The sequence below is a fragment of the Cupriavidus sp. F041 genome (assembly GCF_057814235.1).
The window spans coordinates 1947450-1962972 of the sequence record NZ_JBVASY010000002.1 but is presented as its reverse complement, the minus strand read 5'-3'; the positions used below and the strand labels follow the sequence as shown (position 1 = coordinate 1962972).

At 64.4% G+C, this 15523-nt stretch carries 15 protein-coding genes; 11 read left to right on the top strand and 4 right to left on the bottom strand.

All coding sequences use genetic code 11. The features are described 5' to 3' along the window. Positions 1 to 10 precede the first annotated feature (10 nt). The 7 genes from ACZY0R_RS26355 to ACZY0R_RS26325 all read left to right on the top strand — a co-directional run bounded on the left by ACZY0R_RS26355 (position 11) and on the right by ACZY0R_RS26325 (position 7343). Positions 11 to 2296 carry a nitric-oxide reductase large subunit gene (locus tag ACZY0R_RS26355; RefSeq protein ID WP_488862498.1) on the top strand — a complete coding sequence of 762 codons (2286 nt, stop codon included), beginning with the start codon at positions 11 to 13 and terminating at the stop codon, positions 2294 to 2296. 41 nt (positions 2297 to 2337) lie between these two features. Next, on the top strand, positions 2338 to 2688 hold the full coding sequence (locus ACZY0R_RS26350) for a multicopper oxidase domain-containing protein (RefSeq protein WP_488862496.1): 351 nt from the start codon (positions 2338 to 2340) through the stop codon (positions 2686 to 2688). Between the two features lie 48 nt (positions 2689 to 2736). Next, positions 2737 to 4767 (top strand): ribonucleoside triphosphate reductase, encoded by a 2031-nt coding sequence (locus tag ACZY0R_RS26345; RefSeq protein ID WP_488862494.1) that lies wholly within the window; start codon positions 2737 to 2739, stop codon positions 4765 to 4767. Between the two features lie 104 nt (positions 4768 to 4871). Further along, on the top strand, positions 4872 to 5042 hold the full coding sequence (gene nrdD, locus ACZY0R_RS26340; RefSeq protein WP_488866185.1) for an anaerobic ribonucleoside-triphosphate reductase: 171 nt from the start codon (positions 4872 to 4874) through the stop codon (positions 5040 to 5042). After that, entirely contained in the window at positions 5026 to 5742 is a 717-nt protein-coding gene (locus tag ACZY0R_RS26335) for an anaerobic ribonucleoside-triphosphate reductase activating protein (RefSeq protein ID WP_488862492.1), read from the top strand. The genes nrdD and ACZY0R_RS26335 overlap by 17 nt, the downstream gene beginning before the upstream one ends. Before the next feature lie 111 nt (positions 5743 to 5853). Next, positions 5854 to 6207, top strand: coding sequence for a metal-sulfur cluster assembly factor (locus ACZY0R_RS26330; protein ID WP_488862490.1), 354 nt, complete (start codon positions 5854 to 5856; stop codon positions 6205 to 6207). After that, the gene (locus ACZY0R_RS26325; RefSeq protein ID WP_488862488.1) at positions 6156 to 7343 is read left to right on the top strand and encodes a DUF8744 domain-containing protein; all 1188 of its coding nucleotides are present in this window, start codon (positions 6156 to 6158) and stop codon (positions 7341 to 7343) included. The genes ACZY0R_RS26330 and ACZY0R_RS26325 overlap by 52 nt, the downstream gene beginning before the upstream one ends. Before the next feature lie 37 nt (positions 7344 to 7380). Here the strand turns inward: ACZY0R_RS26325 and ACZY0R_RS26320 are convergent, their stop codons facing one another. The 4 genes from ACZY0R_RS26320 to ACZY0R_RS26305 all read right to left on the bottom strand — a co-directional run bounded on the left by ACZY0R_RS26320 (position 7381) and on the right by ACZY0R_RS26305 (position 9761). Then, on the bottom strand, positions 7381 to 7830 hold the full coding sequence (locus tag ACZY0R_RS26320) for an RrF2 family transcriptional regulator (protein WP_045241118.1): 450 nt from the start codon (positions 7828 to 7830) through the stop codon (positions 7381 to 7383). 118 nt (positions 7831 to 7948) lie between these two features. Beyond that, positions 7949 to 8248, bottom strand: coding sequence for a DUF2249 domain-containing protein (locus tag ACZY0R_RS26315; RefSeq protein WP_045241117.1), 300 nt, complete (start codon positions 8246 to 8248; stop codon positions 7949 to 7951). Between the two features lie 113 nt (positions 8249 to 8361). Continuing rightward, on the bottom strand, positions 8362 to 9042 hold the full coding sequence (locus ACZY0R_RS26310; RefSeq protein ID WP_488862485.1) for a Crp/Fnr family transcriptional regulator: 681 nt from the start codon (positions 9040 to 9042) through the stop codon (positions 8362 to 8364). Positions 9043 to 9248: 206 nt separating this feature from the next. Further along, positions 9249 to 9761: a hemerythrin domain-containing protein gene (locus tag ACZY0R_RS26305; protein ID WP_488862483.1), complete on the bottom strand. Its 513-nt coding sequence runs from the start codon at positions 9759 to 9761 to the stop codon at positions 9249 to 9251. 221 nt (positions 9762 to 9982) lie between these two features. Between ACZY0R_RS26305 and ACZY0R_RS26300 the strand changes: the two genes are divergently transcribed. From ACZY0R_RS26300 to ACZY0R_RS26285, 4 genes are all read left to right on the top strand, one after another. Next, on the top strand, positions 9983 to 11293 hold the full coding sequence (locus tag ACZY0R_RS26300; RefSeq protein ID WP_488862481.1) for a hypothetical protein: 1311 nt from the start codon (positions 9983 to 9985) through the stop codon (positions 11291 to 11293). Positions 11294 to 11687: 394 nt separating this feature from the next. Continuing rightward, positions 11688 to 12695: a tripartite tricarboxylate transporter substrate binding protein gene (locus tag ACZY0R_RS26295; RefSeq protein WP_488862479.1), complete on the top strand. Its 1008-nt coding sequence runs from the start codon at positions 11688 to 11690 to the stop codon at positions 12693 to 12695. 172 nt (positions 12696 to 12867) lie between these two features. After that, positions 12868 to 13863, top strand: coding sequence for an AraC family transcriptional regulator (locus ACZY0R_RS26290; protein ID WP_488862477.1), 996 nt, complete (start codon positions 12868 to 12870; stop codon positions 13861 to 13863). Positions 13864 to 14334: 471 nt separating this feature from the next. Next, entirely contained in the window at positions 14335 to 15519 is a 1185-nt protein-coding gene (locus ACZY0R_RS26285; RefSeq protein ID WP_488866183.1) for a lipid-transfer protein, read from the top strand. Positions 15520 to 15523 lie beyond the last annotated feature (4 nt).

Below are 15523 nucleotides of genomic sequence, written 5' to 3'. Positions count from 1 at the left end.
GAGACCCATCATGGGACAATACAAAAGACTCTGGTTCACCCTGATCGCCGTCGTTGCGGTCACCTTTTCGCTGCTTGGCTATTACGGCACCGAGGTTTACCGCAAGGCGCCGCCGATTCCGCAGCAAGTCGTTACCGCTGACGGCAAGGCCTTGTTCAGCAAGGACGATATCCTCGACGGCCAGACCGCATGGCAATCCGTCGGCGGCATGCAGCTCGGCTCCATCTGGGGCCACGGCGCCTACCAGGCGCCGGACTGGACAGCCGACTGGCTGCACCGCGAGCTGACCGCCTGGCTCGACCTGGCCGCGCGGGATACCTACGGCCGGACCTATGCCGCGCTCGACGGGCCGACACAAGCCGCGCTGCGCGAGCAGCTCCGCGCCGAGTACCGTGGCAACCGCGTCGACCCGGATAGCGGCGTGCTCATCGTCTCCGCGCGGCGCGCACAGGCCATCGCGGCCACCGGCGCCTACTACGCGCGGCTATTCTCCGACGCACCGGAACTGCGCAAGAGCCGCGAAAGCTTCGCCATGAAGGAGAACACGCTGCCCAGCGCCGAACGCCGCGCCAAGCTGACGCACTTCTTCTTCTGGACAGCATGGGCCGCCGCCACCGAGCGTCCCGGCCTGACCGCCACCTACACCAACAACTGGCCGCACGAGCCGCTGATCGGCAACCAGCCCACCAGCGAGAACATCATCTGGTCCATCGCCAGCGTGGTGGTCCTGCTGGCCGGTGTCGGCTTCCTGGTATGGGCCTGGGCGTTCCTGCGCGGGCACGAAGAGGCGCCGCCCGCCGTGGCCGCGCGCGACCCGCTCACGACGTTCGCGCTCACGCGGTCGCAACGCGCCCTGGGCAAGTACCTGTTCCTGGTGGTGGCGCTGTTCGTGTTCCAGGTGCTGATCGGCGGCGTGACGGCCCACTACACGGTGGAGGGGCAGAGTTTCTACGGCATCGAGCTGTCGAAGTGGTTCCCGTACACGCTGATGCGCACCTGGCACATCCAGAGCGCGCTGTTCTGGATTGCTACCGGCTTTCTGGCTGCTGGCCTGTTCCTGGCGCCGCTCATCAACGGCGGCAAGGACCCGAAGTACCAGAAGCTCGGCGTGGACGTGCTGTTCTGGGCCCTGGTGGTGGTCGTGGTGGGTTCGTTCACCGGCAACTACCTGGCGATCGCGCAGATCATGCCCGAGAACCTTAACTTCTGGCTGGGGCACCAGGGCTACGAGTATGTCGACCTGGGCCGGCTGTGGCAGATCGGCAAGTTCGCCGGCATCCTGTTCTGGCTGGTGTTGATGCTGCGCGCCATCGCGCCGGCGCTGCGCACGCCGGGCGGCGACAAGAACCTGCTGGCCTTGCTGACATCCTCGGTGGTGGCCATCGGCCTGTTCTACGGCGCCGGCCTGTTCTACGGCGAGCGCACCAACCTGTCGGTGATGGAGTACTGGCGCTGGTGGGTGGTGCACCTGTGGGTCGAGGGCTTCTTTGAAGTGTTCGCCACCACGGCGCTGGCATTTATCTTCTCCACGCTTGGCCTGGTGTCGCGGCCGATGGCCACGGCGGCCAGCCTGGCCTCGGCGTCGCTGTTCATGCTGGGCGGCCTGCCTGGCACCTTCCACCATCTCTACTTCGCCGGCACCACGACGCCGGTGATGGCGGTGGGCGCCAGCTTCAGCGCGCTCGAAGTGGTGCCGCTGATCGTGCTGGGCCACGAAGCCTGGGAGAACTGGCGCCTGAAGGACCGCGCACCCTGGATGGCCAACCTGAAGTGGCCGCTGATGTGCTTCGTCGCCGTGGCGTTCTGGAACATGCTGGGCGCCGGTGTGTTCGGCTTCATGATCAACCCGCCGATCTCGCTGTACTACGTGCAGGGCCTGAATACCACGCCGGTGCATGCCCATGCGGCGCTGTTCGGGGTCTACGGCTTCCTGGCGCTGGGCTTCACGCTGCTGGTGCTGCGCTATATACGGCCTGCCTACGCGCTGAACCAGGGCTTGATGAAGACGGCGTTCTGGGGGCTCAACGTGGGCCTGGTCCTGATGATGGGCACCAGCCTGCTGCCCATCGGCATCATCCAGTTCCACGCCAGCGTTAGCCAGGGGCTGTGGTATGCGCGCAGCGAGGCCTTCATGCAGCAGCCCATCCTGCAGACGCTGCGCTGGGTGCGCACCTTCGGCGATGTTGTCTTTATCGTCGGCGCGCTCTCGATGGCGCTGCAAGTGGTACTGGGCCTGCTCGGCAAGGCACCGGCGCAGACCGCGCCGGAAGGGCGCCTGAACGCGGCGCAACGTTAAGCAGTCAGCGGGTTGCGGCGGACCTGCCGCGGCAACCCGCTTTGGTTGAAGTCAACACCAAGAACAACGATCCCGCCGCCGTGCCCGCGCCCATCGGCGCGCGCGCGCCGCAGACACTGGAGTACCGCATGGAAACGGTCGAGCTTGCCGGCCATCTGGATGACGGCACTTCGTTCACTTGCTGGACCTTCGACCGCAAGGTCCCCGGGCCGATGCTGCGCGCCAGGGCAGGCGACACCATCGAGCTGACGCTGGCCAATGCCCGCGACAGCAAGATGATCCACTCCATCGACCTGCACGCGGTCACCGGCGGGCACGGACTCGCGTGCCGCCAGCCAGACCCGCCGACATGTCATACGCTTGTCCGTCGTCAATCTACATATAGTGTTTGAGCGGTACGCTCTATCCCACATTTAGTGTGCATGCAGTTGGGAGAATATATGGAGCACTGTACTGAAGCCGTCGTTGCCAGCCTGCCGAGGGAGGTCATCAAGCGCAATGGCGAACGAACCGCTTTCGCCATCGAGCGGATCCAGTCCGCGTTGCGCCGCGCCGGCGCGGCAGCCGGCGAATTCAACGATGCGCAGGCAGCCGGCCTCGCCGAGCAGGTGGCCAGGGTCCTGGCATACCGCTTCCGTGACCAGACGCTAGCCGTCGAGCAGATCCAGGACGTGGCCGAGCAGGTCCTGATCGCCGCCAACCACTGGAACACCGCGCGTGCGTTTATTGCCTACCGCGGCCAGCACGCGAGGCTGCGCCAGGACCGCAAGGCACTGGTCGACGTGGAGGCCTCGATCAATGAATACCTGAGCAAGGCCGACTGGCGGGTGAATGCCAATGCCAACCAGGGCTATTCGCTGGGCGGGCTGATCCTGAACGTGGCGGGCAAGGTCACCGCCAATTACTGGCTGTCCCATGTCTACGCGCCGGAAATCGGCGAGGCCCACCGCAACGGCGATATCCATATCCACGATCTCGACATGCTCAGCGGCTACTGTGCCGGCTGGTCGCTGCGCACGCTGCTGCATGAGGGGTTCAACGGCGTGCCGGGCAAGGTGGAAGCGGGGCCGCCCAAGCGCATGTCATCCGCCGTGGGGCAGATCGTCAATTTTCTCGGCACGCTCCAGAACGAATGGGCCGGCGCGCAGGCGTTCTCGTCGTTCGATACCTATATGGCGCCATTCGTGCGCAAGGACGCCATGTCCTATGCCCAGGTGCGGCAGTGCATCCAGGAGCTGATCTACAACCTGAACGTGCCGTCGCGCTGGGGTACCCAGACGCCCTTTACCAACCTGACTTTCGACTGGACCTGTCCCGAAGACCTGCGCGAACAGGTGCCGGTGATCGGCGGGCAGGAAATGCCGTTCGCCTATGGCGAGTTGCAGGAAGAGATGGACCTGATCAATCGCGCTTACATCGAGGTGATGACGGCTGGCGACGCCAAGGGCAGGGTGTTCACCTTTCCCATCCCGACCTACAACATCACGCGCGATTTTCCGTGGGAATCGGAGAATGCCACGCGGCTGTTCGAGATGACGGCCAGGTACGGGCTGCCGTACTTCCAGAATTTCATCAACTCGGAGCTGGAGCCGAATATGGTGCGCTCCATGTGCTGCCGGCTCCAGCTCGACCTGCGCGAACTGCTCAAGCGCGGCAACGGTTTGTTCGGCAGTGCCGAGCAGACCGGCAGCGTGGGCGTGGTCACCGTCAATTGCGCACGCCTTGGCTACCTGCATGCCGGCGATGAAGCGGCGCTGCTGCGCGCGCTGGACCGCCTGCTTGAACTGGGCAAGCAGAGCCTGGAGAACAAGCGCAAGCTGATCCAGCGCCTGATGGATCAGGGCCTGTTCCCCTATTCGAAGCGCTACCTCGGCACTTTGCGCAATCATTTCTCGACGCTGGGCGTAAATGGCATCAACGAGATGATTCGCAACTTCACCGCGGACCGGCATGACATCACATCGGAGTGGGGCCATGCTTTCGCGCTGCGCTTGCTGGAACACGTGCGCGAGCGCATCGTGGCCTTCCAGCAGGAAACCGGCCATCTCTACAACCTCGAAGCCACCCCCGCCGAGGGAGCAACGTACCGCTTCGCACGGGAAGACCACAAGCGCTGGCCGGAGATCCGCCAGGCCGGCACGGCCGCGCAGCCCTATTACACAAACTCCTCGCAGTTGCCGGTCGGCTGGACCGACGACCCCTTCGAGGCGCTGGCGCGGCAACAGGCCTTGCAGTCCAGGTACACCGGCGGCACGGTGCTGCATCTGTACATGGGCGAGCGCCTGTCCAGCGGCGAGGCCTGCCGCGAGCTGGTGCGGCGCGCGCTGACACGCTTCCGCCTGCCGTACATCACGGTGACGCCGACCTTCTCGATCTGCCCGACGCACGGCTACCTTGCCGGCGAGCATCCGTTCTGCCCGCGCTGCGACGAGGAGATCCTCGCGCGCAAGCGGGAACAGATCGCCGCCTGACCGGCTCAACCGTTCTTCTCGTTCCTTTGTGTTTTTCTGTTGTTTCAACCCACTCTCAAGACGGAGCAAACCTGATGACTCACCAATTTCAATCCTCGCCATCCATGCAATCCCAGCCCCGCGGCGCCGTGCTGCGCGATGAGGAGCGCCAGCCCTGCGAGGTCTGGACCCGGGTGATGGGCTACCACCGGCCGGTTTCCAGTTTCAATACCGGCAAGCAGGGCGAGCACCGCGAGCGCCGCTTCTTCGCGGAGCCCAATGCCGTTGCCTGCTGACACTTGCGCGGCGGCCAGGCGCCGGCACGACGCGGCCACGTTGCGTATCGGCGGCATGACGGTGCTGACCACGATCGACTTCCCCGGCCGCCTGGCCGCCGTCCTGTTCTGCCAGGGCTGTCCCTGGCGGTGCGGCTATTGCCACAACCAGGACTTGCTGGATGCTGGCGTGCCACCCGCCATCGCCTGGGCGGATGTGCAGGCCTTCCTGCGGGCGCGGCGGGGCTTGCTCGACGGCGTGGTGTTTTCCGGTGGCGAGCCAACCCTGCAGGCGGGACTGCCCGGGGCCATCGAGGCCGTGCGGGCCGAGGGCTTCGAGGTCGCGCTGCACACCGCCGGCATGTACCCCGATCGCCTGGCCGCCATCCTGCCCCGGCTGGACTGGATCGGCCTGGACCTCAAGGCACCGCTGCATCGCTATGACAGCGTGACGCGGGTGCCGGGCAGCGGGGAGCGGGCGTGGGAATCGCTGCACCGCTGGCTTGCCAGCGGCGTCGCGGGCGAGTGCCGCACCACCTGGCACGCCGGGCTGTTCGATGTCGCGGAACTGCATGTGCTGGCCGAAGGCATCGCAGCGCTTGGCGTAACGCACTGGGCGCTGCAGGAGAGCCGCGGCAGCGGCGCGAGCGCATCGCTCGGCCGCGGCGATGTCGACAGGCTGGCATCGCACTTCAACAGTTTCACGTTGCGCAAGGCCTGATGGAAGCGCCGGCCTTGCGCCATGTCAATCGATCGCAGTACGGGCCACGCAGGAAAGGTGGCCCGTACTACGATGAAAGCTGCGCAACAGGAATTCGACAAGGAGAGAAGCATGCTCACCAGGCAAGCCTCAACCGAGGCACGCAGGCTTGACTACCAGGGGGCGGAGGAATGGCGCATGCCTATCATGGACGCCCTGCGCCGCGTGGTGGATCCGGAACTGGCACTGTGCATCCTTGACGTTGGCCTGATCTACGCCATCACCGTATCGGACGGATCCGTGCATGTCTCGATGACCATGACTTCCGCCGCATGTCCGGTGGCCGACATGATCCTGGACGATGTGCAAATCGAACTGGAAGGCGTGATGCCACTGGGATACCTGATCGAAGTGGAATTATGCTGGGAGCCCGCATGGACGCCGGAGCGCATGAGCGCCAGCGCGAAGCACGCCATGGGATGGTGAGCGTGGCCGCGCGTCGCGCGCAAGGACGCCAGCGCAAGACCTGGCCTCGGCTGGCGGTGCTGCTGCTGGCCGTATTCGCACTGCTCGCGGGCATGCTCGGCGGATTGTTGCGCGCAGGCGTGACGCTGCCTTGGGCCGGCGATTACCACCTGCCGTGGCACGCGCTCCAGTTCCACGGCGCCTTGATGACCGGCGGCTTTTTCGGCACGGTCATCGGCATCGAGCGTGCGGTGGCGCTAGGCCGTCCCGCCGCCTTTGCGGCGCCAGTGGCATCGGGGCTGGGCGCTTTGCTGATGGTGGCGGGATTGCCTGCCGCCGGCGCGTGGGCCATGGCAGCCGGCGTGCTGGTGTTCGTGGGCGTCAGCGTGGCAGTAGTGCGGCGCCAGCCGGCTGCCCATACCGCCTTGCTGCTGGTCGCCGCGGTGGCCTGGCTGGCCGGCAACGCGGGATTGGCGTCAGGCCACTGGCTGGCCTCGGTCAACGCCTGGTACTTTATTTTCCTGGTTGTCACGGTCGCAGCCGAGCGGCTTGAAATGACGCGCCTGATGCGCCGCAGGCCCGGCGCGCAAGCGGCCTTGCTTGCCATTCTGACGGTGCTGGTGCTCGGTGCCGCCGGCTCGGCGCTGGAAGGGAACCCGGGCAGGATCGGCGGTTTCGTCTATGGCGCATCGCTGGCGTTGCTTGCCGCCTGGCTGGCATTGTTCGACATTGCGCGCCGCACGGTGCGCAGCCACGGACTGAGCCGCTACATGGCGGTCTGCCTGCTTCTGGGCTATGGCTGGCTGTTGGTGGCAGGCGTGGCGTGGGCGGGAACCGCGGCAGGGCTGCCATGGCGCGACGCCGCCTTCCATGCGCTGGGACTGGGCTTTATCGTCAGCATGGTGATGGCGCATGCGCCTGTCATCCTGCCGGCGATCACGCGTACCAAGCTGCAGTTCGGCAACAGCTTCTATGTGCCGCTTGCCTTGCTGCATCTCTCCCTGGCAGCGCGGTTGAGTTTCGGCCACGCGTTGCCGGCAGTCAGGGCCGTGGCGGCGGCGGGCAACGTTGCCGCCATCCTGCTCTTCATCGCCGTAGCCGCCGCCGCGGCGCGGGCATGGCGCGCCCGCGAGGCGCCACGGCCCCGGCAGTCCTGAATCTTCCACCGGACGGCGAGGGCCACATCGGACGGCCTCAGTTTCTGCCCGGATCTACTACTACGCCGGCATGCGGCGGAGCCGAAAATGCCCGCGCCAGCAGGTCGGCGAGCGTATAGCTTTCAAGATGCTGCAGGAAACTCCGGCGAGCGCCATCCATGACGCAGCAAAGATGCTCGTCGCTCGCGAACTTGCGGGTGCTGCCGTCGGCGAGGCCGGCAACCAGATCGAAATCGGGCTCCACGCTGCGAACCACGTCGCCGAGATTGATGCTTCCTGGCCCGGACGACAACTGCATGCCGCCGCCTCTGCCGCGCATGGTCGCGATCCATCCCTGGCGGCTGAGCTTGTGCGTCACCTTGACGATGTGTGCTCTGGAGATGCCGTAGGCCTGTGCGATCTCGCTATTGGTGCACATCCGTTCAGGATGCCGCGCCACGTAGATCAGCAGCCGTAGCGCGTAGTCGGTCATGGTGGTAAGGCGCATCGTATGAACCTGTTGATATTCAGGCCTGCCTGGGCCGGCTTGTCCGCGGGCAAGCCAATTGCGGAAAAAGCGAATCGGGGGAGCGAAGACGGCCTGAATGCAGCGGAGGACGGCGTGGTTAGCCGCCGCTGCAGCCGCAGCCTGTGCCGTTTCCGCTACCGCATCCCTGTGTGGCGGCTGCGGGATGGACGGTGAAGTCGATCACCACGGCATCGCCCGCGCGCTCAACGTAGGCAATCTGGAGTTGATCTTGATAGCGCCGGCGCAGTTGCTCGATCAGGGGAAGGGGATCGTGATCGTTGACGAATCGCATCGACTCGCCTTCGCCCAGCGCTTCGAGCGCACCAAAAATCGCGGCATGGCGAAAGCGCTTGGCAATGCCGCGCGCGTCGAAGAGAAAGGGAGTGTTGGTTTGCATGGCAGCGTCCTTGGTAGCGTGTCTACGCAGGCATGCTAGCGAGGTATTGGTCCGCCGCGATTGACGCCTGTCAAGCAATTTCCGGTTGGGGGTTTCACGCCGCGAGGGCGCGCTTACCCGCCGGCAAACCTGCGCTGAAGCGCCTGGATATCGTGAATCACGACTTCAGGGCCGGCTACGCTGATCAAGGCCGCTTCGCTGAGCCGCTGCAGGGTGCGCGAAAGCGTTGCCGGCGACAGCCCCAGCTTGGAAGCGATCAGATTCTTGTTGACGGCAAAGCGCGTGAGGTTGCCCTCGCGAGGCCCGTTCAGCAGGTAGCCGATCACTCTCTGCTGCGAATTGTGCAGGTTCACCGTCTCGATATCCTGCACCAGGGTATGCAGGCGCATCGACAGGCCCGCAAGCATGCGGCGCGCAAAGGACGGATCGCGATCGATGGCGGCAAATATATCCTTCTTGTCGAGCAGGATAAGCAGCGTGTCGTCGAGCGCCTGGGCGTCCACCAGGTAGGGGCGGTCAAGGAACATGACGGCCTCCCCAAATGCCTCGCCGGGGCCGAAGAACTCGACGATTTTCTCGAGGTTGCCGTGCACCGAGGGCAGTGCCAGCTTGATCTGGCCAACGGCAACAACGTATAAGCCCGCAGCCGCGTCGCCGCGCCGGAAGAGATGGCTGTGCTTGGATACCCTGACCTCATGGCAGGAGCCCGCCAGTTCGGCCAGTTGCTCTGTGTCGAGGTTACGGAAGAGCGGCAGGCTTCCCAGCAGCCCCTCGAGATTTAGTTTGTGGCGCATGGATTGCCTCAGTGGCGGTGGTTGCATCGGTCAAGCTGTCGCAGCTTGCCTCTGGGGCAGGCCGGCCTTGCGGACCGGCAAATGACGGCGTATCCCGGAGTGCGACGACAGCTAGTAGCGCATAGGATTCCACGCCCGGGTCAATCGGATCTTGTGGCAGATCAAGTCAGCCCGTCTTGGCTGGCGAGCTTTGACGGCCAGGACCGCTAGCGTGCGCCTCTTCGTTGCGCCATGCGCTGGCCAATCCCGGCGAGGCGATCGCGCGACAACCGTACGGCTGCGGGATAAACCTCGCGCTCCTCCCGCAATGCGTGCTCCGGATAGCGTGTGGCGAACGCCTTGAGCTCAGGCGGGGCAGGGTGCCTTGTCCCCAGCGACATCGCCTCCAGCCAGGGCTGCACGCAACACCACAATTCACCCAGGTACTCATGCTCGGCATCCAGCTCGTCAATACTTGCGGTCAGGCTGGCGTCACCCAGTTCCCGCAGCGCGGGGAACAGGTCTTCCTCCTCGTCCGCGTGGTGCAGCGGCGCTGCCAACTGGAAGTATCTCAGCACGCTGGCGGCGGCGGCTCGTGCTTCTTCATCCGCGCCGTGCAGTACCGCATGCTGCTCAAGCCTGTGACATAAGCCGGCAAAACGCCGCACCTTGTCATGGCAGGCCAGCAGCAACTCAATCGGTGAATCGAAGCCAGGAAGACTGGCGGCGGGAGAAAACATGATCACACTCCGGTTGGGCCAGGCCTTCTCCAATTGCCTGCTGCCAATCTTCGAGTATCGCCCGAAGCGGCACGCGCTTTGTTGAGTTAGCGCAAGAAAGGCGCGGCACAAGCTGACGGGCTGGCTTGCAACCCAGGCGTGCAACCCTTTACCGCGATCAAGGACAACGCGGCCTCTGGCGGCTAGCATGGCTGCGCCAGGATTGAGAGCGAGGATAGGGCATGGCGGGGAGCACTAAGGCACACCTGAAATACGAGAATGCGCCCCGGCCATCCATGGTCCTCGGCTGCCTGCTGCCGGCGCCATGGCTTGGCGCGGCGGCGGGATTGCTGCTGGCATTCGGACCCGCGGACGGCTTGCCGTTCCGCTTTTCCCCGACGGTGCTGGCGGCGGTCCATCTGCTGGCGCTGGGGATGCTGGTTCCAGTCATGGTGGGGGCCTTGTTCCAGATGATGCCGGTGGTCGCCGGGGTGCGGATACGCGGCGCCGCCAGCCTGGCACCCTGGGTCGCTTTGACAGGGGGGAGCACCGCATTCGGGCTGGCGGGGGGATTCCTGGCTGGCCGGCCACCGGGCTTTCGCGTGGCAATCGTGCTAGGGGCCCCATTTCTAAGCCTCGTCGGACTGGCATTGCTGCGGGCGGGAACGCGCGTGGCAGCCACGGACGCCACCACGCGCACGCTGGCGGGCATAGGCGGGGCGCTGATCGTGACGGTCACGACTGGCGCGGCGCTGGCTGGCGTACTTGGCGGGCAGTGGCAATTGTCGCTGGGTCCGTTGTTGCAACTGCATGTCGCCTGGGGGCTGGTTGGCTGGCTGGCCACGCTCGTTGCCGGTGTCGCGACGACGGTGGTGCCAATGTTCTGGCAGACCGGGCGGCTGCCGGCCAGCCTGGTTCGCTTCCTGCCCTGGGGCATCTGGCTGCTCCTGCTGGGGTACAGCGGTGTGGTGATCGATCTGCCACGGATCGCCGGACCCGGCGCGGCGCCTCTGCTGCTGCTCCTGGGGATACTCGCGGCATACGGATTGGCAGGCGTACTGCGTGCGCGGCGTCGCCATGATCCGGGGTGGCGCCTTTGGGTCGCGGCTTGCATGAGCGCGCTGGGTGCCGTCACATTGTCGCTGGCCGCCATCGTCCTGCCAACGGCCGTCGCGATTCCCTGGTGGATCGGAACGGCGGTGCTGGTCGGCTGCGGGGTGTTGCCGGTAACCGCGATGGCCGGCAAGATCGTGCCATTCCTGATCTGGCTGCATTTGCGCCGCCGGTTGCCCTTGCCGGCGCGGATTCCCGCCATGCAAGCGATGATTTCGCCCGCCCGGCAACGCTGGCAAGCCAACTTGCTGCTGCTGTCCTATGTCCTGCTGCTGGCGCTGCCGCTAGCCCCGCGATGGCTGGCTTTGCCTGGCGGTCTTTCGTTTGCAGCGGCGAACGTCTGGTTCGGCTTGCAGTTGCTGCGCGCCGTGCGATGTTTCCGGCTCACCATGGCCATGGGCGGGCTGCCGCCCCGGCCACAGACATCCAGTTGCCGTTGAGTCCCTGGGCAAGCGAGCCAGCGGCGTGCTGGCCAGCGCGAGACTCCCCCATTTCATCGCCTCGACGTGAGCATTTATGCCAACAAGAATGAAAGAGTCGGCAATTGCCGCGCGGCCGGCTGCTCAGCTACGCTGAGGTGAGTGCGTCAAGCGGCGGCCATTGCGTATCAGCCCGACCTGCCAGGAAAACCTGGCCATGGAAACCGGTGGCAACCAACTTGCCGTGCGGCTGACTGGTGTCGCCCAGGTCAAATGGGGTATGTCACCGGTATCCAGGGGTGACGAGCGTGGGCTAAGGGCGTGGCAGCCCAGGCACGAGGCAGCCCGAAACGATAGGGGTGGAAAACAAAGGCTGGGCAGGACTACAAGCGCATTCAAGAGAGGAGACTACACAATGAAGAAGGAAACAGTTGCAGGCTTTCAGAGGCTGGCATGTCTGCGTTCTATCGCATTACGGGTATTTTCCACTGTCGCCGTTGTGATGGCGATGCTGTCCCCGGCCTTTGCCGCCGACGCGTATCCATCGAGGCCGATTGAGTTCTGGATTCCGTTCCCCCCTGGTGGGCCGACCGATGCTTCCATGCGTGTCCTGCTGGACGGTGCCGGCAAGGCGCTCAACCAGCGGGTGGTGCCGATCAACAAGCCAGGAGTCGGTGCAACACTTGCGGCGTCTGTGATGAGCCAGACTGCGGCGTCCGACGGATATACCTTGTCGATGGTCGCAGCGAATATCTTTCGTATGCCGCACCTCCAAAAAACGGCTTATGACCCGAGAAAGGACTTCACCTATATTATCGGGCTCACAAACTACCGCTACGGACTTGTCGTGCGCGCCGATGCCAGGTGGAAAAGCCTGGAAGAATTCCTCGCCTATGCAAAGGCCAATCCCGGCAAGGTGACTTACGCATCGGTGGGCATCGGCAGCTTCGGCCATATTGCCATGGAGCGGCTGGGCAAGGCGGCCGGGGTACAGTTCACGTTCGCACCCTACAAGGGTGGCTCTGAGGAGATCATGGCCTTGCTGGCCGGCAACGTAGACGCCGTGCTGGATCCCGGCTGGGGACAATACGCCGTGGCGGGCAAGGTGCGTGCGCTGGCGATCGTGGGCGAGAGCCGGTTCCCGCGTTTCAAGGAAGTGCCGACCCTGAAGGAGCGAGGGTACGACATCACGGCCAGTTCGCAGGTCGGCATTGTCGGCCCCAAGGGAATGGACCCTGCTGTCGTAAAGAGACTCCATGACGCTTTCAGAAGCGCGACACAGGCGCCGGCATATGCGAAGTCGCTGGAGGCCATCGATCTCGAAGACGTCTACCTCAGTAGCGAGCAGTATGCGAAGTTCGCCGCGGAGCAGTACGAGCGCGAGAAGTCTTCCGTCCGTGAACTGGGCATTAAACTTGACTGATGTTCTCCGCAGTGACGCTGATCGAAGACGGAAGCAGGATGCGCAGCCCAGGCCCTCGCTGGACGCCTGATTCAGGCCGCCATATTGCACGGAGGACGAAAGGCCTCATCCGGGATCTGAGAACTAGAATCAACCGATGTCCTCAACGGTGACGCGACACACGATTGCCCTCTTGCAGGTCGAACAGATCCTGCAGGGCGCGCGGCAGCGCGGTCTGGCGATAGAGCCGATCCTGCTTCGTGCCGGCATTGCCCCGGCGCTTCTGGCGTCATCGTTATCCAGGGTCACGCAGGAGCAATATGCCGCGCTGATCCGCACGCTCCGTCACGTGATGCGAGACGAGATCTGGGGCCTGTGCAGCCGCCCATTGCGGCCGGGGAGCTTTGTGCAGGTCTGTCGTCAGTTGATCCACTGTCGCACGCTTGGCGAAGCCCTGCGCACCGGATTCCAGATCTATCACCTGTTGCTCGATGACTTCGTGCCGCGCTTGGTGGTGGAGCGTGAGCTTGCCTCGGTGCGCCTGGTATCGAGAGGCATCCGCGATCCCCGCTTGCACTACGCCGACCTCACGTTCTGTTTCTTCACCTATGGGCTGGCATCCTGGCTGGTTGCGCGGCGCATTCCGGTGCACGAACTGATGTACCGGCCAAGTGATCAGGGCAGCAGCAGCGATGCTGGTCGCGTGTTCCAGGCTCCGGTAGCCTATGCATACCCATGGGTTGGCTTCCGCTTCGAAGCCCGATGGCTCGACCTGCCGGTAGTACAGACGCATCAGAGCCTTGTTGATTTCGTGCGGCGTGCGCCAGCCGATCTGCTGATCAGATATCGCGATCAGGGTAGCCTCAGTGAGCGCATCCGGCGCCAGTTCCGTCGCCATCTTGCCGGCGAGATGCCGTCGTTGGAGGCGGTCAGCGAGTCGCTCGCAATGACTCCGCAAACTCTGCGTCGTCGCTTGCGGGAGGAGGGGCTGGGTTTCCAGGGGATCAAGGACGAACTGCGACGTGACGCGGCCATTGAATACCTCGCGCAGCCCGACCTTACCTTGCTGGATATCGCCAACCGGCTCGGGTTTTCGGAGGCCAGCACCTTCCATCGCGCCTTCAAGGGGTGGACCGGTCAAGCGCCGGGCGTCTACCGACAGACACACCTGAAATCGGGTCCATCGTGATCCACCTGATCTTTCCTGCCAAGCCGGGTTGGCATTGCCCCGTGCCCTCCTGACTTCAGTTCCTGTTTCGAGCGCCCGGGCTCCTTTGCCTTCAACATTTTCCTTGACGTTGCAGCCTGCGCGACAGGGCAGAGCGCGTGCTCGGCACGACTGGCTACCTCGGCGCGCGCGCTGATATTTTTTGCCAATCATTTTGTACCAAAGCGCGATTGGCGAGACGACGTCGGGGCCGCAAACTACGGTCCGTGGGCCTTCCGTAGCGGCATCAGCCGGTGAGTCCGAAGATTCGGGGGGAGGCGATAGGCCTGCGTCTGTTTGATGGCACGCCGTTCGAACCGAACATGTTCATCATGGCGCGAACCATGCCGTTGGAGTGGATTCTCATGGACGTATTCATCTCGCCCACCTGAACCGCGACGTTTGCCCTGTCCTAATTCCCGACTCCAACCAGGAGCTAACCTCATGACCCAGATGAAAAGACCCGTACACGTCGTTGGTGTCGGCATGATTCCCTTCACCAAGCCCGGCGCCAGTGATTCCTACCACGTCATGGGCGCGCGCGCCGCAAAGCTGGCGCTGGACGACGCAGGTGTCGACTATGCCGATGTGCAGCAGGCCTATGTCGGCTACGTCTACGGCGACTCCACGGCCGGGCAAGCGGCGATTTACGGCGTAGGGCTGACGGGTATCCCGGTGTTCAACCTGAACAACAACTGCTCCACCGGTTCGAGCGCACTGTTCCTGGCGCGCCAGGCCGTCGAAAGTGGCGGCATCGAATGCGCGATCGCGCTTGGCTTCGAACAAATGGTGCCCGGCGCGCTGAAGGGCGCCTACGACGACCGTCCGTCACCCATGGCGCGTTTCGTGGATGCCATGACCGCGCACCAGGGCTATCAGCCCGATGCTCCCCGCGCGGCACAGTTCTTCGGTGGCGCGGGCGTCGACTACATGAAAAAGTACGGCATCCGTGCGGACACGTTCGGACGTATCTCGGTCAAGGCGCGCCAGCACGCTGCGCGCAATCCTCTGGCCGTGTTTCGTCAGACTCTGACACTCGACGAAGTCATGGCCTCCCCCAAAGTGTTCGGGCCGCTTACGCGCTACCAGTGCTGCCCGCCGACCTGCGGCGCGGCCGCGGCTATCGTCTGCTCGGCCGATTTCGCACGCAAGCACAACCTCAACATGGGTGTAGTGATCGCCGCGCAGGCCATGACTACTGACACCGCTGCCACCTTTGACAGCGATGACATGCGAAAGGTTGTCGGCTACGACATGACGGTGGCGGCGGCCAAGCAGGTGTACGAGGCGGCTGGCATCGGTCCGGATGACCTAGATGTGGTCGAGTTGCACGACTGTTTCAGCGCAAACGAACTGATCACCTATGAAGGTCTTGGCCTCACGGCGGAGGGCACGGCGGAGAAGTTCATTCTCGACGGCGATAACACCTACGGTGGCCGCGTGGTGACCAACCCCTCGGGCGGCCTGCTATCCAAGGGGCACCCTCTCGGGGCGACTGGCCTGGCCCAGTGCGCGGAGTTGGTATGGCAACTGCGCGGCCAGGCTGGCCAGCGCCAAGTCGAGGGGGCGCGTCTCGCTCTGCAACACAACCTCGGCTTGGGCGGCGCTTGCGTGGTTACGCTGTACGAGGCGGTTTGAGGGC